General features: G+C 59.4%; 7 protein-coding genes and 1 pseudogene. All 8 read right to left on the bottom strand.

The annotated features are described in order from the left end of the window. On the bottom strand, positions 1-1,869 hold the full coding sequence (locus tag CVS29_RS01125; RefSeq protein WP_110104489.1) for an RDD family protein: 1,869 nt from the start codon (positions 1,867-1,869) through the stop codon (positions 1-3). Positions 1,870-1,872: 3 nt separating this feature from the next. Continuing rightward, a pseudogene (locus CVS29_RS19350) lies at positions 1,873-1,956 on the bottom strand (zinc-ribbon domain-containing protein); the annotation flags it as partial. Positions 1,957-1,972: 16 nt separating this feature from the next. Further along, positions 1,973-4,540 carry a transglutaminase domain-containing protein gene (locus CVS29_RS01130; RefSeq protein WP_245931998.1) on the bottom strand — a complete coding sequence of 856 codons (2,568 nt, stop codon included), beginning with the start codon at positions 4,538-4,540 and terminating at the stop codon, positions 1,973-1,975. Next, positions 4,537-5,868, bottom strand: coding sequence for a DUF58 domain-containing protein (locus CVS29_RS01135; RefSeq protein WP_110104490.1), 1,332 nt, complete (start codon positions 5,866-5,868; stop codon positions 4,537-4,539). The genes CVS29_RS01130 and CVS29_RS01135 overlap by 4 nt, the downstream gene beginning before the upstream one ends. 80 nt (positions 5,869-5,948) lie before the next feature. Continuing rightward, positions 5,949-6,920, bottom strand: coding sequence for an AAA family ATPase (locus CVS29_RS01140; RefSeq protein ID WP_110104491.1), 972 nt, complete (start codon positions 6,918-6,920; stop codon positions 5,949-5,951). 268 nt (positions 6,921-7,188) lie between these two features. After that, positions 7,189-13,386 carry an Ig-like domain-containing protein gene (locus tag CVS29_RS01145; RefSeq protein ID WP_110104492.1) on the bottom strand — a complete coding sequence of 2,066 codons (6,198 nt, stop codon included), beginning with the start codon at positions 13,384-13,386 and terminating at the stop codon, positions 7,189-7,191. Between the two features lie 227 nt (positions 13,387-13,613). Then, positions 13,614-14,741, bottom strand: a complete 1,128-nt coding sequence (locus CVS29_RS01150) for a fibronectin type III domain-containing protein (protein ID WP_146212955.1) — start codon at positions 14,739-14,741, stop codon at positions 13,614-13,616. Next, positions 14,654-19,753 (bottom strand): Ig-like domain-containing protein, encoded by a 5,100-nt coding sequence (locus CVS29_RS01155; RefSeq protein WP_110104494.1) that lies wholly within the window; start codon positions 19,751-19,753, stop codon positions 14,654-14,656. The genes CVS29_RS01150 and CVS29_RS01155 overlap by 88 nt, the downstream gene beginning before the upstream one ends. Between the last annotated feature and the right edge of the window lie 10 nt (positions 19,754-19,763).

The following is a 19,763-nucleotide window of genomic DNA, read 5'->3' on the forward strand; positions in this document are numbered from 1 at the left end:
TCATACCTGTTCCACCGCAAAGGATCTGTCACCAAAATGAACTCGTGAGCCGGGCACCGCGAGGGTGGGCGTGCCGCCTATCAGAGGGGTCTTGACTCCGCCGGTGTTGGCAATGGCGCTGCCATTGGTGGAATTACGGTCAGTCACCCACAGCCCCTCAGCCGCGGCACGGACGTGAAGGTGTGTCTTGGATACTGATCGGGTGGAATCTTGGATTGGGATGAGACGGGAAATCATCTCACCATCGTAACCGGCAGGGTTACGGCCAAGCAGCGCTGTGGCGCCCAACTCTTCGGTGCGGCCATCATCGAAAACCAGGCGCACTGCGGTCCGGCTTCCTTGTGGCCGTGCCCGGGTCTCCCCCGCCTCGTCATCGAATGGTGTGCTGGCATAAGCATCTGCGGGCCCAGGCCTGGAAGCCGGTGCTGGTGCAAACGCTCCCGCGGGGGCGAAGCCCTGTGCCTGCATCCCCTGAGCCGGCTGCTGGGGCTGCTGGGGCCGTTGGGGCGGTTGCGGCTGTTGGAACTGTTGGGGCTGCTGGAACGGCTGCCCCGTTTGGGCATCGGGAGCGGTGGTGTCTTCAGTCAGCGGCCGGGTGATGCCTGGCACAGTAGTGATGGGGCCTTGCTCTATCGGCAGCTCGGGCGCCGGAGCGGAGGGCGGCGGGGCAAAGAGATGATTCGTCTGCTGGAACTGCTGAACCGGCTGCTGGTTCTGGAACTGTCCCGGGGCCTGACCTTGGCTGGGCTGGTTCTGGAACTGTCCCGGGGCCTGACCTTGGCTGGGCTGGTTCTGGAACTGGGCAGGGGCCTGAGCTTGGCTGGGCTGGTTCTGGAACTGGATGGCTGGTGGGGCGAAGGGATCCGCGGCGGCACCCTTCTTCTTGCCACGCCCCAAGCGGCGTGCGGGCACTGCAGCGGCAGCGCCCGGAGCAGGCGACTGCCCGGCCTGAGTCTGTCCCATCTGAGTTTGCCCGGCCGGGAACTGTCCGGCGTGGGCTTGTCCGGCCGTTGGTGCAGCGGGGCGGACCAGCGGTGAGCGCACGGGGGAAAGAGTCGGAACTTCTGTGGGGGTGAATGTCTCCCGCTCGGCGATGCCGCCGGTTTCCAGGGGGTTCCGGCCCTTGGAAACGTTGAAAACTAGGGTGTGGGCAACCTTGTCGTGCCAACCCTGCTTCTTGTCGTTTTTATCCCACGCATTGGAAACCAGCATCACGATCGGTCCAATAGTGGGCACCACACCGCTCAGGCTAACCATGAGGGAACGGAGGAAAATTGCGAGTAATCCGGCCGGTGTCCCTTCCATGTTGGTGGTGCGCAGGCCCAGCATCAGGTTGCCGAGGGTTTTGCCAGCCCTGGCTTCCCACACCCACTGCCACACGGCATATGCCAGCGAGAGAACGGATGCCACACCCATCAGGACAGAGAGCCATGTGAAGTCCACCTGGGTGCCGCCCTGCACGGTGGTGGTGGTGATAAGTGCTGCTCCAACGCCCCCGGCCACACCAAAGAGGATTCCCGGTGGCACACCGTCAATGATCTTGGCGGCCAAACGGCGCCCCGCTGCCGCATTGGATAAAGCCGTTGCCGCTGCAGCCCGAGGGTCCTGCCCTACCTGCACGGGAGGAAGTAGCGGTCCGGAAGGAGTACTGCCAACAGTGATGATGCCCGGCAATGCTTGCCCCGGAACAGCGGAACCCGGAACACTGGGAGCACTGGCGGCCCCAAAGCCGGGAGCGCTGGGCGCACCGAAACCGGGCGCACCGAAACCGGGCGCACCGAAACCGGGAGCACCGAAGCCCGGAGCACTGGGTGCACTGCCACCCAACGGCGCAACTGACGGAGCCGTGGAAGCAGCCCGATTAGCCACGGTGGCCCCACAGACTAGGCAAAAAGCCGCGCCCGGCGAAAGAGCAGCCCCACAATTCCGGCAGGGATCCGCCATATTCTGCACCATTTTGTTAGTACCCTTCTTAGGACTTCTTCATCATCTGCGCCAGCTTGGCACGGATACCCGCACGGCCTTGGTCATCGCCACTCTCGCCGCCCCAAAGTCCGCGGTCCGCTTCCTTGCTCTGCGCCTTAGTCCGTGCCCTTTCTTGGGCGCGAAGTCTGGCATCGGCCAGCAATGATCGTGGTGAGAACTTTGCCCGTTGCCGCTTCCAGAATCCTACCGACCCAGTCATGCCTTGGGCCGAATGTTCCACATTTTGCCAGTATGTGGCGACTTCTTCTTCGCTGGGCTGACCCGGTCCAAAGATGGCGGCGTCAGCCCGTTCTGCTAGCAGTGCAGTGGTGCCGGCCGTGGCAGGGAATGCGCCGTACAGTGCTGCAGCGCTCTCGCGGCGGGTGCCGCTGGGCTCCGGTCCCGCACCTAGATCGGTGGCCAAGCTCAGCACTTCCGACCATCCGCCACCCACCCTGTCGGTGGGCAGTCCGGTGGTGAGGCGCTTCTTACGGCGCCGCGACTTCAGCACCACAATCAGGATCAGCGGCAGCGCGATGATGAGCAAAGGAATTGCAGCAACGCCTGCGATCAGCAAGATGGTGCCCCAAATACCGGCGAGCTGATCCTTTTTACCGTCAGTGTCGAGGGCATCGGGAGCGCTGTCCGGCGGAAGATCGGCCGGCTCCTGCGGCGGAGGCGGCGGCTGGAGCACCTGCGGCTTGGGCTTGGAGGCGTTCTGGGGCTCCGGCGGGTTCGGCACATTGTCCTTATCCGGCGTCGGATTAAACGGCACCCAGCCCTGCCCCGCAAAGTTGACCTCAACCCAGGCGTGGACATCGGCACCCTTGACCTTGATGGTGCTGGCCCCGTTGCCGGTGTCCTTCTCATCCAGATAGAAGCCCATGACAACACGGGCAGGAATACCTAGATGACGGGCCATAAGCACCATCACCGTGGCATATTGCTCGTCGTCGCCCACCATTTCCTTGCCGCTGAGCAGCTTGGTGATACGCGCAGCACTGTGGCCCGAGTTGGACTGGGCCTGTCCGTCCAGACCGTTGCTGAACTTTCCTTCACGCTGCAGCGCACTCTCCAGTGCCTGTACCTTTTTCAGCGGAGTGTCCGCCTCACCAACAATCTCATTGGCCTTGGTGCCAACAACCTGCGGCACGTTCTCCAGCTTGGGCAGGTTGACGCGGCCAAACTCGGAGCCGGCCAGCTTGTTGCCCTCCACCTGCGGGAATTGGACATCCATGGAATAGGAATCGCCATCCTTGACACCCGTCAGGTTCAGCGCGGTGCCGGATTCTTTATTTAAGTACAGCGTGGGCGTGGAGCCCTGGGCGCTCTGGTAGCTCAGGCTGCGGGCCACCGCCACATTGGGAATCCACACTCCCTGATACCCCTCAATGACCAGTCCGACGTCGCGCCCCTCACCATCAGTGCCCTGGTTCAGAGCCTTCGGGTCACCAATCGGGGAAAAGGATGCAGAGCTGTTGGGATCCACAGTAAAAACAACACCGTCGTAGTTGTCCATGGCGGCAATGCGTACACGGCCGTTTTTGGGCATGCCCTCAACCGTGAAAAGGACGGTGTCCTTTTCATTCTTTACATAGTCACGGAACTTGGTCAGCGGAGAAGGCAAGGCATGCAAGTCCGGCGGTGGGATCACGGTATCGCGCAGCACCTCACGGCTGGATGATTGAGTCAAAACAGGTGCCGCCGCCATGGTCAGCGCCCCGGCAACAAGGATCACTCCAGCGCCCATGCCTATCCGGCGCAGCAAGGAAGCCCGTGCGCCGGCAGCGTCCTGCACCTGCTGATTGGCTGAGATGGAACCCGCCATTTCACGGCGCACCAGTTCATGGCGGTAAGCCAGCCACGCAATGGCACCCACGGTCAGCAGAGAGCCCCGCAGAACAGGCAGGAAAACTTCTGCCGTACCAAAGAGAATCGCGGTGATAAATAAGGCCACCACCGGAACCAACGCCCAATAGGCGGTGCGCAGGCGCCAGGCCAGGCTGCCAGCCACAACAGCCGTCACAAAGGCGCACAGATAAGGCACCACCATGACCTCAACACTGGTTCCCACCGGCGGTGCAAGAGTCAGTAGCTGCTTCCAAGAGAGCATGATGCCCAGCAACAGACCGCGCAAGGAGTCCAGGCTGGGCAGGAAACCCAAGAAAGCCTCGTTCGGTGCGGCGAGGGCGCTACCGAAGAGCATATAGACCAAGAAGCCCACACCCACCAAGGGGATCAGGCCAAACCGCCAATGAGCTCCCATGGCTGCCACACCCAGACCCAGCACAATGGCGCCAATTCCAGCCACCAAGTACGCGGGGCTGTGGCCAAAAGTAGGGCCAAAGCCGAGAACGGCGACGCCGAGCAAGATCGCTAAAACCGCCCCGTCAAGGACAAAGTGCCACCATAGGCGCCCGCCTGCGAACGCTGACGGCTTCTGCGGGAGAGCCTGTTTCGGCGTTTCCACCCGTGACTGGCGCCGGGCGGATGCGCGGGTGCCTGCCTGCCCTGCTGCTTGGGAATCTGATGAGTTGTTTTGCGGCTGTGCTGCCGCGCTCCTGCGGGCGCTCACGCGACGGCCTTTCTCAGAACTGCTGCCAGATCACTGAGCTCGCCCAAGGTCAGGACGGTCAGGTCGGCAATATTGGCACGGGCCGGTTGTGCCCCGGTAAAGCAACGGATGGCAAAAGCACGCACACCCGGCGGTACGGAGGCGGCCGCGCTGCGTAATTGTCCCGGGGTCACTTTTGAGCCCACCACTAAGAACACCACGGAAGCATTGGGCACCACATCGGAGAGAGTGCGGGCCAAGTCCACGGAGTTGCCGCGGCGGTTGAACCCCTCCACCCGGGTCATGTCATCGAGCAGATTCCTACCCGTCTCACAACGGATAGGACCCTTCTGGGTGATGATGCTCAGCTCGCGGCTTTCCTTGATGGCTTGTCTGCCCAGCGAGGCCGCAGCCGAAATGGCCAACTCAAAATCGTCGTCGTGCTCATATTCATCGGTGTTGATGGAAAGGGCCACGGCCATGTGTGAGCGGCGGGTTTCCTCAAATTGGCGCACCATGAGCTTGCCGGTGCGGGCCGTGGTCTTCCAGTGGATATGCCGGCGGTCATCGCCAGGCACATAGTCACGGAGGGCGTGGAAGGCAATATCGGAGCTGGAAAGATCCCGGGTTGTCAGGCCCTCTAAGTCACGCAGGAATCCGGCGGCCGGGCCATCCAGGGCTGTGGTGCGGGGATGCACAAAAAGGTCCGCGGGCTCCGTCCAGAGCATTTGACGGCGCAGCAATTGCAAGGGATCTGCATTGACAGAACGTACCGGCCCTACTGTGATGACGGCTCGGCGGGTGGTGGGGATGGTGAAGAGATCCTCGTGGATCTCCTGAGGTTTCATACGCGGCAGGTGAAACAGTGCCGTGGCCTGACCCACCGGCAGTTCCAGCGCGGCGGGCAGGGCACTACGGGATGACATGTTGGCCACGGCAATGCTGCCCACGGCGTTATCACCCACGGCAACCCGGGTGCGGGCCAGATCAAGCTTGACCGCGTACATGGACTTGCCCAGCACAAAGGCAATGGCAATAAGCATCAACACCACGCCCAGCAGGGCGGCCACTTTGGCTTCCTGCCAGCCGAACCGGGCTCCCAGGGTCCACAAGAAAACAGCCGTACCGAGGACAACCCAGCCCAGAGTACTAATGGTGGCTAGGGCCGGGCTGATCCAGCGCTTAAACCAGGCCACAATCTTGGACCACACGGGAGCAGCATAAATGCTGGCCACCTTCCCCGCCTCACGGGTGAGTGAGGCGGGGTGCAAGCGGGTGGGGGATCCTTCGCGGTGGAAAGGCCGGGAGAGAAACTCCCCCACCTTCCCTGCGCTGGATTTAATGCTCATGTTTTACCTTCGGCTGGTGGTGCTGTGATGTGCTGTGCTTCCGTGCTTATGGTGCTGGTGTGTTTAGGGTGCTGGTGTGTTTAGACGGAAGCGCGCTGCTGCGGAGGCGCGACCTCAGCCATGATGCGGCTCAGGACTGCTTCGGGAGTGGCACCGGCAAATTCCGCTTCAGGATCCATGACAAAGCGGTGCGTCCACACGTACGGCGCCAATTCCTTGACATCATCGGGCAGTACATAGTTGCGGCCCTTCGCAGCCGCCCACACCTTGGCAAGGCGAACCATGGCGATGGCGCCACGGACAGAAACACCCAGGCGGGTTTCCGGAGCGTTGCGGGTTTCTTCACACAAGCGCGAGATGTATTCCAACACGGCCGCATCCGCATGAGTGGTTGAGGCCAGGTCCGCCATCTCCGAAACTGCCTGCGGTGTGATGATGGCCTGCAGGGAGGAGGTCCTGTCACGCTGACTGGAACCGGCCAGCAGTTGGACCGTTGAGGCATGGTCCGGGTAGCCGATGGAGGTCTTGACTAGGAAGCGGTCCAGCTGAGCTTCGGGGAGGCGGTAGGTACCGGCCTGCTCAATGGGGTTTTGAGTGGCAAGCACCATGAAGGGCCGGCCCACCTCGTGCGTGTTGCCGTCCATGGTCACACGGGACTCTTCCATGACCTCCAGCAGAGCTGACTGCGTTTTCGGGGAGGCCCGGTTAATCTCATCGGCCAGCACAATCGTGGCGAAGATGGGGCCCTTGTGGAATTCGAATTCCTGAATCTTCTGATCATAGATCATGACGCCAGTCACATCGGAAGGCAGCAGATCAGGGGTGAACTGGATGCGGCTGTTGCTGCCCTTGACCGTCGCTGACAGGGCCCTGGCGAGCATGGTCTTGCCGGTGCCCGGAGCGTCCTCAAACAGAACATGACCCTCGGCGAGCATAGCGGCCAGGGTCAGGCTGATGACCTGAGACTTACCCAGAATCGCCTGACCAACATTAGCCACCAACTTCTCAAATGTTCCTGCAAACCATGTGGCCTGTTCGGGCGTCATGGACATATGTCATCCTCTTTCGATTGTGTAGATTGGTGCATCGTTTGCAGCAAAACCTGCATTAGTTTATCCACTAGTTGGCGTTACTCGCCATTAGCGGGACTTATTCAACACTTTCACTTTATTATTCACTTGAGCAACGGCGGCCCCGGCATGAGCCGGGGCCGCCGTTGACATACGCGCCGTGCTTGAATTATGCAGCAGTTGACCCAAACACAATAGGCGCCGCTGGGCTAGAAGTTGCTGGGTTAGAAGTTTCTGGGCGAGAAGCCCATCACCACTGCCCGGGACCTTGCGGACACTTCGGCATGTTGGGGCTGGGCTTCCAGGAACGGGAACCACTGAAAGAATCCCAACGAGCAAACAAGCCGTTGTTGGCTCCATTGGGTCCGCTAACCTGGCGGAACCAGTTACCTTGGTTCCCAGAACTGCTATCTCGGTAGACGTAGCAGTTGCTGAGGATGGTCTGACCCGGATTCAACCAGTGCCCACCGGAGCAGCCGCTGCCGGTCCAGTTGGTACTGCCCAGAGCATCCATGCACGTTCGGTTGCCGATGCTGTGGGTAATGTTCCATTCTGTCACGGGCGGCGGTGGCGGTTTCTTGGGTCCGCTGGTCAGTGTCTTGGACACAACAGGACCGTAGGTGCCCACCGAGTTTTTGGAGCGTACCGAGATGGTCACCGAAGTACTGTAGCCACCCGTGTTGTACGTGGCACTCCCATTGCCGGATTTGGCAGCCCAACCACCGGAGCCCACTTTCACCTCAATCGAGGCCGCGTCCACGGCCCCGCCGGGATAGGACCACGAGTAGCTCACAGATTGCTGATCCTCTGCCCCATTACTGCCACCCACTCCAGGAGTTCCAGGAGTCCCATACGGTGCCAGTTTCGCGGACGGACCGGAAGTATCACTGCGGTCACCAGCATTGGATGTTGGCTGCGCATAGACGTTGGCGAAGACGTTGGTGCCATTCGGGGAATTCAGGACCACCCCGGACGGCACACCGCAGCTGGTAGTGCCGGGAGTGAGAGTGAGACAGTATTGCACCTCACCACTGGCGTAACCGTTGAGCTGACTCTGGGGAATTGCGCCATAGGTGACCTTGACCTGCCCACCGGATCCGCCAGTGCCCACCAAGGTTAGCCCCGGCGCTGCGGGGATCCCCGTGATCTTACCCAGGGCACGTTGTGGCGCGGACATTCCACTCCACGCGGTGGTGCCGGCCTTGTTCGTTGCCCGCACCCGGTACTGGTAGCCCTCTGTTGACGTGCTCACGGAGAAGGTGGTACTCAGGCCTGTCACCGTTTGCGTGGAAGTCCCCTGCCCACCGCCGGAACGTTCCACCTCGTATTTGGAGATGGGGTCACCGTTAATAAACGGCTGCTCCCAGGAAACACTCACCTGGCTGTTGGATCCCACGGCCTTATTGGTTGTCACGGCGGGCACGGCAGGAACACCGGGCACACCAGCCGGGATCACGGAGGTGGAATAAGCACTCCATTCTGAGGGATTGGGGGCCTTGTTAATCGCTTGGACGCGGAATTGGTATTCCGTACCATTCTCGAGATTGTTCCACGTGGTCTGGTTTCCTGTGAGGCCTGGCTTTTGGCCGTTTTGCCCCGAGGGTGCCGGGGAAATCTCCACGTTGAACTTGGTCACTGCGGAATAGGGACCCACCGGGGTCACCCAGCTAACCACCACGGACTTATCACCGAACACTGTGGTTGGTGCCAGCGGGGTGTCGGGGATACGGTCCGGTGTGGCGCCTACGGAGGCCTTGGATGCCGGTGAGGTGCCCACGGCGTTCGTGGCCGTCACCGTGAAGTTGTATGTTTTGGTGTTGGTCAGATCCGTGATGGTGCACGTGTTTGTGGCACACTCCTGGCTACCGCCAGCCCACGCCACCGTGTAACTGGTGATGGGTGAGCCGTTATCTGCTGGCGGATCCCACGTGAGCAGGACGGCTTGATCCTTCTCCTCTTCCACTTGGGGTTTGGCAGGTGAATCCGGCCGGCCCTTGACTGTGATGCGAATCCGGCCGTTGGCGTACCGGTCCTCATTGTTGGTCTTGTCAGCAATGATGTAACGCACCACCACTGTGCCCTTGTAGTCTTCGGCGGTGTTGACGGAGACGGAGTCATTCTTATTAGTGACGGTGATGCCAGCGCTACCGGTCTCCACTGATGTTCCCACTACCTTCAGGGGCGTATCTGGGAAAGGGTTGACGTCATTTTCAAGAACCTTGATGGTTTCCACCCGGCCAGCATGAGCGTCCAGAACAATGTCCTCGTTGGCCACAGCCAAGGGTTCCGAGGAGGAGATGGCTTTGAGTAGCACTTCCGCAGGAACAGGAGGATTAGTGCCATCCTCAACCTGCATCGTGATGGTACCCGTGGCGCCCACTTTGGTGCTGTCTTGGAGTGAAACACTCAGGACGCTACCGGCCAGGTTCACCTTGAAGCCGGCGGGAGTGCCGCCCACCACCGCGAACTTGAACTTCTCTTTATCACCCGGATCAATGTCAAAGGCCAGTGGCCCAACATCGAGGGTCACGGACTCTTGCTGCGGAACATCCAAAAGGGAGCCGGTGAAGGTGGGAGGGGTATTCTTCTTCTCTTCCTTTTTGTCATCCTTCTTTTTGTCATCACTGGGCTTTGCCACCGGTGCAGGATCCACCAGAGTCATCACTGTCAGTGTTGATTTCAGGCCTTCGGGATCATCGGGAGCGGAGCCATCAGTGACCTCAAAGGTGATGGAACCCGGACCGTAGAACTTGATATTGGAGGCGTATTTAATCGCTGTACCGTCACCTGCAATAACATCCTCATTGGAAGCGCCCAGAAGGTAAATCTTGGACGCCTCGGTCAGGCGGGGCGTGCGCCCCTCCCGCACCTGGACGTAGTCAGAGAGTTTCATGGTGGCACTTTCGCCAGCTGTCATGCGGATGACGTCATGACTCTTGAGTACGGGGTACTGCTTATCCAGGCCCGGCACCCAAATAACGGCTGTGGCTTTCAAACCGTCCTGATCAGTGATGGTGTAAGGAATCATTTGATCGGCGGCAGCCAAAACAACTCGCACAGCACCGTCCGAGGTGACAGTGGCATCGGGTGCGGGGGCCCCTGGAGCGCCTTCCACGGAAACTTTCAGCTCTTCGGTCACACCGTCCGGGTCAGCATCATTTTCCAACACGGGAACATCTACCGTATTTTTGCCCAGCATTTGCTTCACTGTGACCCTGTCATCACGGGCGATGGGGGCCTTCAATGCTGCTTTGGGGGTGACCGTCATGCGGATATTACCGGTGGCTTTGGCCCCAAACTTGTCAGAAACCGTGTACATCATGGTGGCGATACCGGGTTCCAAGGGTGAAGTTACCAACACCTTGCCCTTATCGGTGACCGAAGGCAGCATCTCCTCGGGGCCCTTGAAGCCATTCTTGACCAGACCCAGCTGGCCACCGTCGGGGTCGGAATCGTTCAGAAGAACATCCAGGGATACTTTCCGGCCCGGACGCATCGTAATGTAATCATCCTCGGTGACGGGCGGGTGGTTCAGTGCAAGTGGCGGGGCCACACCCACATCCACGCGGGCAATGGCTTCGGCGCCGAGCCGGTCCCGAACCCGGTAGCTGAAGGTATCAGTGCCGGCAGAGTTTCCGCCCGCTGTGTAAAAAATGTAGCCGTTGCCGGTTTCCGCCGTGCCTAGTGAGGGCGCCTTGTCAATGCCCACCAGCTCTACTGAGTCACCCTCGGGGTCAATGCCGTTCAGGGTCACAGGGATACGGATCTGGTCCCCTGCAATCACGCGGCCAGTGAGGTTCTTCGGAGCAGGCGGTAGATTGTGTTCGGGATCTGCAGCCACAATGGTGACGGTCACTTGCGCCGAGTTTGACTGACCCGAGCTATTGCTCACCTTGTATACGCCGCTGAGCTTTCCTGGCGTCATCCCGGCAATGAAACGTAGCTGGTTTTGGTCCGAGAACAACTTACCCATGTCAGCGTTGCCGGCTTCTGTCACCAGCGGTTCCTTGAGTACTTCACCGTTGGGATCGGTGTCATTGAGAAGGACGGGAATACTCACCACATCCCCTACACGCACCGTGGCAGTGTCAGCTTCTGCGCGGGGCGCCAGTAACTTATCTGCTGCGGGAATCCGGATGATCGCAACCTCTCCCACGGAGCTGCCGGTGCCGTTGGAGATGGTGTACTTAATGCTCATAGCGCCAGTGAGTCCGCGGACATCGCTGAGCTTGATGACATTGCGTTCAATGATGGTTGCGGAAACAGGTGAGCCGGCCGGGACATCCACGGACTGGATCACCAGGACTCCTCCCGCCGGGTCCTCGTCATTGCCCAGCACATCCACCAAAACTGATCCTCCGGCTGGCAGCATGGCCAGATCCTTCACAGCCACGGGTAAGCCCTTGGTGTTTTCGGGAACAACATCAACACGGATCAGGCCGGTGGCGCTCATGGGTCCGTTGGTTACCTGATATTCCAGGTACACCTCTCCAGGTGAGCTGGCCGTAAAGGTGACCGTGCCGTTGTCCGCGATTTTGGAGATAGTGGCGTTGGGTACCTTGGACACGCTGGCCAGACGCAATTTACCGCCCGAAGGGTCCTGATCGTTGCGTAATGGGGCCAGCGCGATGGGCTGGTTGACCACAGCTCGGAAGAAGTCCGCATTGGCTACCGGGGGAACCGTACCGCCAGGTTTGACGTTGACCTTGATTTTCTTCTCGGTGCTGTCCTGGCCATCGGAAACCGTGATGGTCATGGTCTTCAGCCCGGCGTTCTCGCCATCATCCTTGTAGCTAAGTTGCCCATCCGGGGTGGTCTTAATGACCGCGGACTCATCATCCGAGACTGCTCCAGTCAAGAAGATGTCATCCCCATCAGGGTCAATCCAGTCTGCCAGCACGTTTTGCTTCATGGTCTGGCCTTGTTCTACCACCATGGTGGAGTCACGCATGGCCTTGGGTGGGGAGTTTTCACTCTCAGGCACCACGCGGACGTTCACGGAGCCCTGAGCAGTTCCCTTCCGGCCATCATTGGCGGTGTACATGAAGGTCCCTGCGCCAGCTGCGCCTTCGGGAACCTTGATCTGCAATCCGGTACCACCGTAAATGGACTGGACGCCGCCTACCTCGGGGTCAGTGGCAGGAGGCTCGGCGGTGAGCACGTCACCATCAGGATCGGAGTCGTTAAAGAGCACCGGCAAAATAGTGGTCTTACCCGCGCGCACCCCAAAGGAGTCAGGGGCAGCTTCCGGAGGACGGTTCGGCTTTGTCCTATCCGGCAACGTGTTCACCACGTTGGGATCAGCAGATTCCTTCTCAGCGTTATCTGCCTTCTTCAAATCAGTTTTTAGATCATCCCAGTTATTCACCAGAAGCATGTTCTGGTTGACCAGCCACACATTGCCGGTATTGACATCGTTGAGAACCACCACGTCACGGTTCTTCCGGAACACAAACTCAGACTTTGCCGAAGCCTTGGGAATATCAATCAACTCTCCGGCACCGTCACAAGAGAGCGCATACTTGTTAGCCCCGGACCAGGCAGCATGAACACAGCCGTTCTGCACTACGGGAGCAACAGCCTTACCCGTGGTCCCCAGTTCCAGCACCTTCGCCGCAGAACCGTCCAAGGGCTGTGTGAACAATGCCGTGGCCGTTTCCACTGCCACAAAATTCCCGTCAGCAGTGGGCTGAGCCAGCAAGGCACCCTGTGCATCGGGGATCTTCACACTCTTGCCGCCAGGTAAAAAGACAGTCCCGGACTCAGCGGAAAAAGCAACCGGCTTCCCCCCGGCAACAGTGAGCTGAACGTCAGACTTACCGGCGAGCCCCTCAACTTTCACCCGCTCCTGGGAGGCAACCTTCCCGGCGTCGGTCAAGGTGGTGGTAATCAGCTCGCCAGCCCCACCATCCACCGTGAAAATGGTGTCATCGGGCGCCGTCACGGAAACAGCACTACCCAACTTGCTCACAATGGGCGCCGTGGTCTTTTCACTAAAACCAGGCACCTCCCCATTACTGAGGGCCCACACCTTGCCCGCACCAGAATCCGTCAACGAGATAATATTGGTACCTTGGGAAACTTGTTTGCCACCACCCAAATCAGTCTCGGAAGCCATCGCCATCATGGGCACGCTGACAGGATTCAACAAAGTGCCACCGTCGCCACTCATGAACACATTCCCGGCATCCTGCACCACATCAAAAGTGGTGGAGGTAGCGGCAAAACCACCATCGAGGACCTTCGATTGGTCATTGAGGTGGCCTACCAAGCCCTCAGCACGGTTAGTCACCCACACGCTGCCATCGTTAAGATCAACATCAGCCGTGGTAAATCCGGGGTACACAATGGCTCCCGTCACCAGGGACGCAACCACTACAAGTGTTCCGGAGATCCCCAAGATCTCTTTTTTTCGCAGTGAACGTCCTGTGAGTGACTGCAATGCCATGTGCCAGACTCCAATAAATAGCTACTGTGGGTACTGCTGTGTGCCGCGTCCTTGCCGGATTCCAGCGCACGGGGCACAAGAACAACATTATATGCCGAATGGACTAACTCCTGGCCCATCCGCCGTAACTGTACCAATGCCAGCATCCAACACCGCACCAGCAAGGGCAATGGGGAGCTCTCCCCCTCACAGGAGCGCTCCCCAATGCCGCAGCTACAACACCCCAGCTAGCAGCGGATGTTGCCACCGTTACGGTCGCGTACATCCACGGTGTCGCTACGGACCCAACGTCCGGAGACTGGTCCGCTGCTCATGACATACCAGTTGCTATGGCAGCCCGTTACCGTGACCCAGCCGTCAGCGTAGTCCAGCCAGTTGCCACCAAGGTTCACATTCCCACCTGGGGATTCAACTCCATCACAGCGAACAGGGTTGGTCTTGAATACTCCTCCCCCGCTGGGCCCCATGGTGCAGGAGTGCCAGTCCCCGGCTTTGACCCGAACTTCGGTGACCGGCGGCGTTGGCTTCTTGGGGCCACTTGTCACGGTCTTCGAGGCTACGGGACCGTAGGTGCCAATGGAGTTTTTGGCACGAACCGAAATAGTCACTGAGGTGTTGTACCCGCCAGTATCATATGTGGTGCTACCGTTGCCGGATTTGGCGCTCCAGCCGCCGGAGCCCACTTTCACTTCGACGGAGGCCGCGTCCACTGCCCCGCCGGGATAGGACCACGAATAGGACACACTTTGGGAGTCCTCTCCACCGTTGCTCCCACCCACACCGGCAGCACCCGGCACTCCGTGCGGTGTGACTCCCAGTGATGCCTTTGAGGCATCGCCCACAGAGCTCAACCCTCCCGCCGCTGCCTCGGCGCGGACCGTGGCAGAGACTTCCTTGCCGTTGGTACTTGCCAAGACCGCCCCGGACGCCATACCACATGTTTCACCCATGGTGGAAAGTGTCACACAATAGGTGACCTCATTAGCGGCAAAACCATTGCGCTGTGTGTCATCGAGAGGGGTGTAGGTCACCGTGACTTGCCCACCGGCCGCATTCTGATTGGCCACCGCGATTTCCGGCGCTGCCATGATAGCTACCTTCCCAACAGCGCGCTGCGGTGCCGAGGCAGGGCTCGAGGAACTTGTTCCTGCCTTGTTGGTGGCGGTCACGGTGAAGATGTAGGGCGCTGTGGAGTTACCCACTGTGACGGTCTGGCTGGTACCGGTGGGCGTGTAGGTTCTCACGCCGTCCCCTCCGCCGGACTGGGTCAGAGTGTATTTGCTGATGGCCGCGCCATTGATGAACGGCTCATTCCACTGCACCGAAATCTGGTTTTGATTGCCAACTTTATCCAAAACAGTAACCGTGGGTGCGGCAGGCGCGTCCGGCACACCGGCCGGAACCACGGATGCCGAGTACGGCCCCCAGTCAGAGGGTTTGGGCGCATTGTTAATGGCTTGGACCCGGAATTGGTACCCGGTCCCATTCGCCAAACCGTCCCAGGTGACGGAATTGCCTGTGAGCCCCGTCCGCTGGCCGTTCTGCCCGGCCGGTACCGGGGAAATCTCCACAGTGAATTTAGTGACAGCAGAGATTTACCCACTGGAGTCACCCAATCCACGGTCACTGCCTTGTCACCAAATGTGGTGGTGGGGGCAGCCGGTGCATCCGGTTTACGGTCCGGAGTGGCAGTGACGGACGCCGGCGACGCCGGCGATTGCGCCACCGCGTTGGTGGCGGTCACCGTGAATTTGTAGCCCGTAGCGTTATCCAGTCCCGTGATGGTGCACGTGTTAGTTCCACAATCTTGCGAACCGCCTGCCCAGGCCACCGTGTACTTGGTGATGGGTGAGCCGTTATCTGCTGGCGGATCCCAAGTAAGCAACACGGCCTGGTCCTTCTCCTCCAAAACCTGAGGTTTTGTGGGTGCGTCCGGCCTGCCCTTGATAGTGATTTTGATGCGGCCAGTTGCGTGCCGCGCCTGATCCTTAGTTTTGTCCTCCACCACGTAACGCACCACCACGGTGCCCTTGTAGTCTTGATCGCTATTGACCGTGACGGCCCCATCCGTGTGCGTGACTGTCACGCCGGCAGAACCGGTTTCCGTCATGGTGTCCACCACGCGCAGCGGCGTGTCCGGGAACGGGTTGACGTCATTAGCCAGCACATTGACCACCTCGGCCTGGCCGGCATGGGCGTCCACAACAAGATCCTCGTTGGCCACCGGTAGGGGCTTGGCGGACGACGTCGCACGCAACACTACATCCGCCGTCACCGGCGCGTTGGTCCCATCAGTGACAGAGAGCGTCATTGTGCCTTGCTCGCCCACCTTGGTGCCGTCTCGCTGGGTGATGGTCAGGACAGTTCCGGATAAGCCAACCTCAAAGTTGCCCGGCTTGTTCTCCCCTAGTGCGAACTTGAATTTCTGCTGATCGCCGGGATCAACATCAAAGGCGAGCGGGCCGACGTCGAGCTTCACACTCTCTTGTTGGGGCACATCTAGAGAAGCCCCCGTGAAAGTGGGCGGGGTGTTCTTCTTTTTTTCCTTGGTGCTGGCCGGTGCAGGGTCTACCAAAGTCATCACTGTCAGCGTTGATTTCAGGCCCTCGGGATCATCCGGGCCCGAGCCGTCGGTGACCTCGAAGGTGATGGAACCGGGGCCATAGAACTTAATATCTGAGGCGTAGTTGATTCCCGCACCGTCACCGGTAATGACCTTGTCATTACTGGCACCGACCAAGGAAATTTTGGCGGCCTCACTCAGGCGTGGCGTGCGGCCCTCCCGCACCTGGACGTAGTCGGAGAGCATCATGGTGGCACTCGCACCCGCCGTCATGCGGATGACCTTATTGTTTTTCAGGACCGGGTACTGCTTGTCCATGCCAGGCACCCAAATCACGGCGGTGGCCTGCAAACCATCTTGATCCGTGATGGTGTAGGGAATCATCTGTTCCTGCGGACCCAGTTCAACGCGCACTGCACCATTGCTGGTGACAGTGGCGGATTCGGTCACAATGCCCTTGACCGGTTGAATGCTCAGCTTCAGATCTTCTGTGACACCGTCCGGATCAGCGTCATTTTCCAGCACGGGAACATCTACCGTGTTTTTGCCCAGCATTTGCTTCACCGTGACCCGGTCATCCCGGGCGATGGGTGCCTTCAACGCGGCATCAGGGGTGACCGTCATACGGATATTGCCGGTAGCTTTGGCCCCAAACTTGTCAGCAACCGTGTACATCATGGTGGCAATGCCGGTTTCCTTCGGCGCTCTCACCAGCACCTTGCCATGATCGGTGATCTCGGGAAACATCTCTTCGGGGCCTTGGAAACCACCCTTGACCAGGCCCAGCTGGCCGCCGTCGGGATCGGAATCGTTGAGAAGAACATCCAAGGAGACCTTCCGGCCCGGACGCATTGTAATGTAATCATCCTCAGTGAAGGGCGGGTGGTTCAGTGCCAGTGGCGGCGCCACACCCACATCCACACGGGCTACCGCCTCGGCCCCGAGCCTGTCCCGAACCCGGTATGTGAAGGTGTCAGTGCCAGCAGAACTACCGGCTGCCGTGTAGAAAATGTAGCCGTTGCCGGTCTCTGCGGTGCCCAGTGCCGGGCCCTGGTCAATACCTACCAGTTCCACGGAATCACCCTCGGGGTCTATGGCGTTCAGCGGCACGGCAATGCGCACTTGATCCCCGGCAATGACACGGCCTGTCAGGTTCTTCGGGGCTGGCGGGAGGTTACGTTCCGGGTCAGGTGCCACAATGGTGATGGTCACTGGCGCTGAATTGAACTGGCCGGAGCTGTTGGCCACCTTATACACGCCTTGGACTGTTTTCGGTGTGGCACCGGCAATGAAACGCAGCTGGTTCTGATCCGCGAACAACTTCCCGTATTCCGCGGCAGGCACCTCATCTACTACGGGTTCTTTGAGCACCTCACCATTGGGATCACTGTCATTGGCCAAGACAGGGATGCTTACTACGTCACCCACGCGCACCATCGCAGTATCGGGTTCAACCCGTGGGGGCTGGATTTTATCGGGTGCCGGGATCCTGACCACAGAGATCTCTCCGGTGGCGCTGCCGGCACCATTGGAGATGGTGTATTCAAGGCTCATCTTGTCACGCAGACCGCGCAAGTCATTGATTTTGATGATGCTGCGGTCAATGATGGTTGCTGAAACAGGGGAACCTGCCGGTAGTTCCACTGATTGAATCACCAGTACTCCCCCGGCAGGATCTGAATCGTTGCCCAAGACATCAACCAGTGCCGAACCACCTGAAGGCAGCATCACCAAGTCCGTAACAGCTATAGGCAACCCTTGGCGGTCAGCTTCCACCACATCCACCCGGATCAGACCGGTGGCGCTCTGGGGCCCATTGGTCACCTGGTATTCCAGATACTCTTCCTTCGGCGTGTTCGAGGTGAAGGTTACTGTGCCGTTGTCAGCAATTTCTGACACTGTGGTGTTCGGTGGGCGGGAGATACTGGCGAGCCGGAGCTTTCCACCTGCCGGATCCTGATCATTCTTTAGCGGCGCCAACACTACCGGCTGGCCAACTACTGCGCGGACATGGTCTGCATTCGCCACAGGAGGCACTCCCCCCGCAGCTTTGACGTTGACCTTGAGCTGCTTCTCGGTGACGTCCTGGCCATCGGAGACGGTCACCGTCATGGTCTTCATGCCGATGCCTTCACCATCGTCGGTGTAGCTCAGTTCGCCGTCGGGCGTGGTCTTGATGGCAGCGGAGTCATCATCGGAGACGGCACTGTTCAAGAAGATGTCATCCCCATCAGGGTCTATCCAGTCCGTCAGCACGTTTTGCTTCATGGTCTGGCCTTGTTCTATCACCAACGTGGTGGTGCGCATGGTGTTGGGCGGGGAGTTTTCACTCTCGGGCACCACGCGTATATTAACGGACCCCTGAGCGGTTCCTGCACGGCCATCATTGGCTGTGTAGCTGAACGTGCCTGCGCCAGTGGCATTCTCGGGAACGTTGATCTGCAACCCAGTGCCATCGTAAATGGACTGGAGTGCACCAATCTCGGGGTCAGTTGTGGGAGGCTCCACAGTCAGTACGTCACCGTCGGGATCGGAGTCATTGAAGAGCACCGGCAAAATAGTGGTCTTGCCCGCCCGCACCCCAAAGGAGTCTGGGGCAGCTTCCGGGGGACGGTTCGGCTTTGTCCTGTCCGGCAAGGTATTTACCACGTTGGGGTCAGCAGATTCCTTGTCCGCGTTGTCTGCCTTTTTCAAATCGGTTTTTAGATCATCCCAGTTATTGACCAGCAGCATGTTCTGGTTGACCAGCCAGACGTTACCGGTGTTCACATCGTTGAGAACCACCACGTCACGGTTCTTCCGGAACACAAACTCAGACTTTGCCGAAGCCTTGGGAATCTCCACCAACTTGCCAGCACCGTTGCACGCGAGTACGTACTTGTTGGCGCCGGACCAGGCAGCATGAACACAGCCGTTCTGCACCACGGGCGCCACAGCCTTAGCCGTGGTCCCCAGTTCCAGTACCTTCGCCGCAGAACCGTCCAAGGGCTGTGTGAACAACGCTGTGGCCGTTTGCAGCGCCACAAAATTCCCGTCAACAGTGGGCTGAGCCAGCACGGCGCTCTTGGAATCGGGGATGGTTACGCGTTTGCCGTCCGGCAGGAACAAGGTCTGAGATTCGGGGGAAAAGACAACAGCTTTGCCCCCTGCCACAGTGATTTGTTTCTCGCCCGTGCCAGCCAGCCCCTCAACTTTCACCCGATCCTGGGAGGCAACCTTGCCGGATTCGTTCATGGTGGTGGTGATTAGCTCGCCAGCCTCACCATCCACCGTAAAAATGGTTTCATCAGGCGCCGTCACAGAAACAGCACTACCCAACTTGGTCAGGATGGGCGCTGTGGTCTTTTGACTAAAACCAGGCACCGCCTCATTAGCCAGAGCCCACACCTTACCCGCACCAGAATCCGTCAACGAGACAATATTGGTACCCTGTGACACTTGCTTGGACCCGCCCAGGTCCGTCTCGGAGGACATCGCCATCATCGGCACGTTCACAGGGTTCAGGAGGTTGCCGCCCTCGCCACTCATGAACACGTTGCCACCATCTTGCACCACATCGAAAGTGGTGGAGGTAGCAGCAAAACCACCGTCAAGGACCTTCGATTGGTCATTGAGGTGACCTACCAAGCCTTCAGCACGGTTAGTTACCCACACGCTGCCATCATTGAGATCAACATCAGCCGTAGTGAATCCCGGGTACACAATGGCACCTGTCACAACAGCAGCGGCCGTTAATACGGCCGCTGACGCTCCAAAGAATTGTTTTTTGTTGCCGGTGCGCTTGAATATGTCTGTTAATGCCATGACTAGCCTT

It is taken from the genome of Arthrobacter psychrochitiniphilus (assembly GCF_003185915.1).
Classification (GTDB): Bacteria; Actinomycetota; Actinomycetes; order Actinomycetales; family Micrococcaceae; genus Specibacter; species Specibacter psychrochitiniphilus.

What these genes read in the sequence shown, in the direction of transcription:
- CVS29_RS01135 (WP_110104490.1), bottom strand. Translation starts at nt 5,868, where the DNA reads ATGAGCATTAAATCCAGCGCAGGGAAGGTGGGGGAGTTTCTCTCCCGG.
- CVS29_RS01140 (WP_110104491.1), bottom strand. Translation starts at nt 6,920, where the DNA reads ATGTCCATGACGCCCGAACAGGCCACATGGTTTGCAGGAACATTTGAG.
- CVS29_RS01145 (WP_110104492.1), bottom strand. Translation starts at nt 13,386, where the DNA reads ATGGCATTGCAGTCACTCACAGGACGTTCACTGCGAAAAAAAGAGATC.
- CVS29_RS01155 (WP_110104494.1), bottom strand. Translation starts at nt 19,753, where the DNA reads ATGGCATTAACAGACATATTCAAGCGCACCGGCAACAAAAAACAATTC.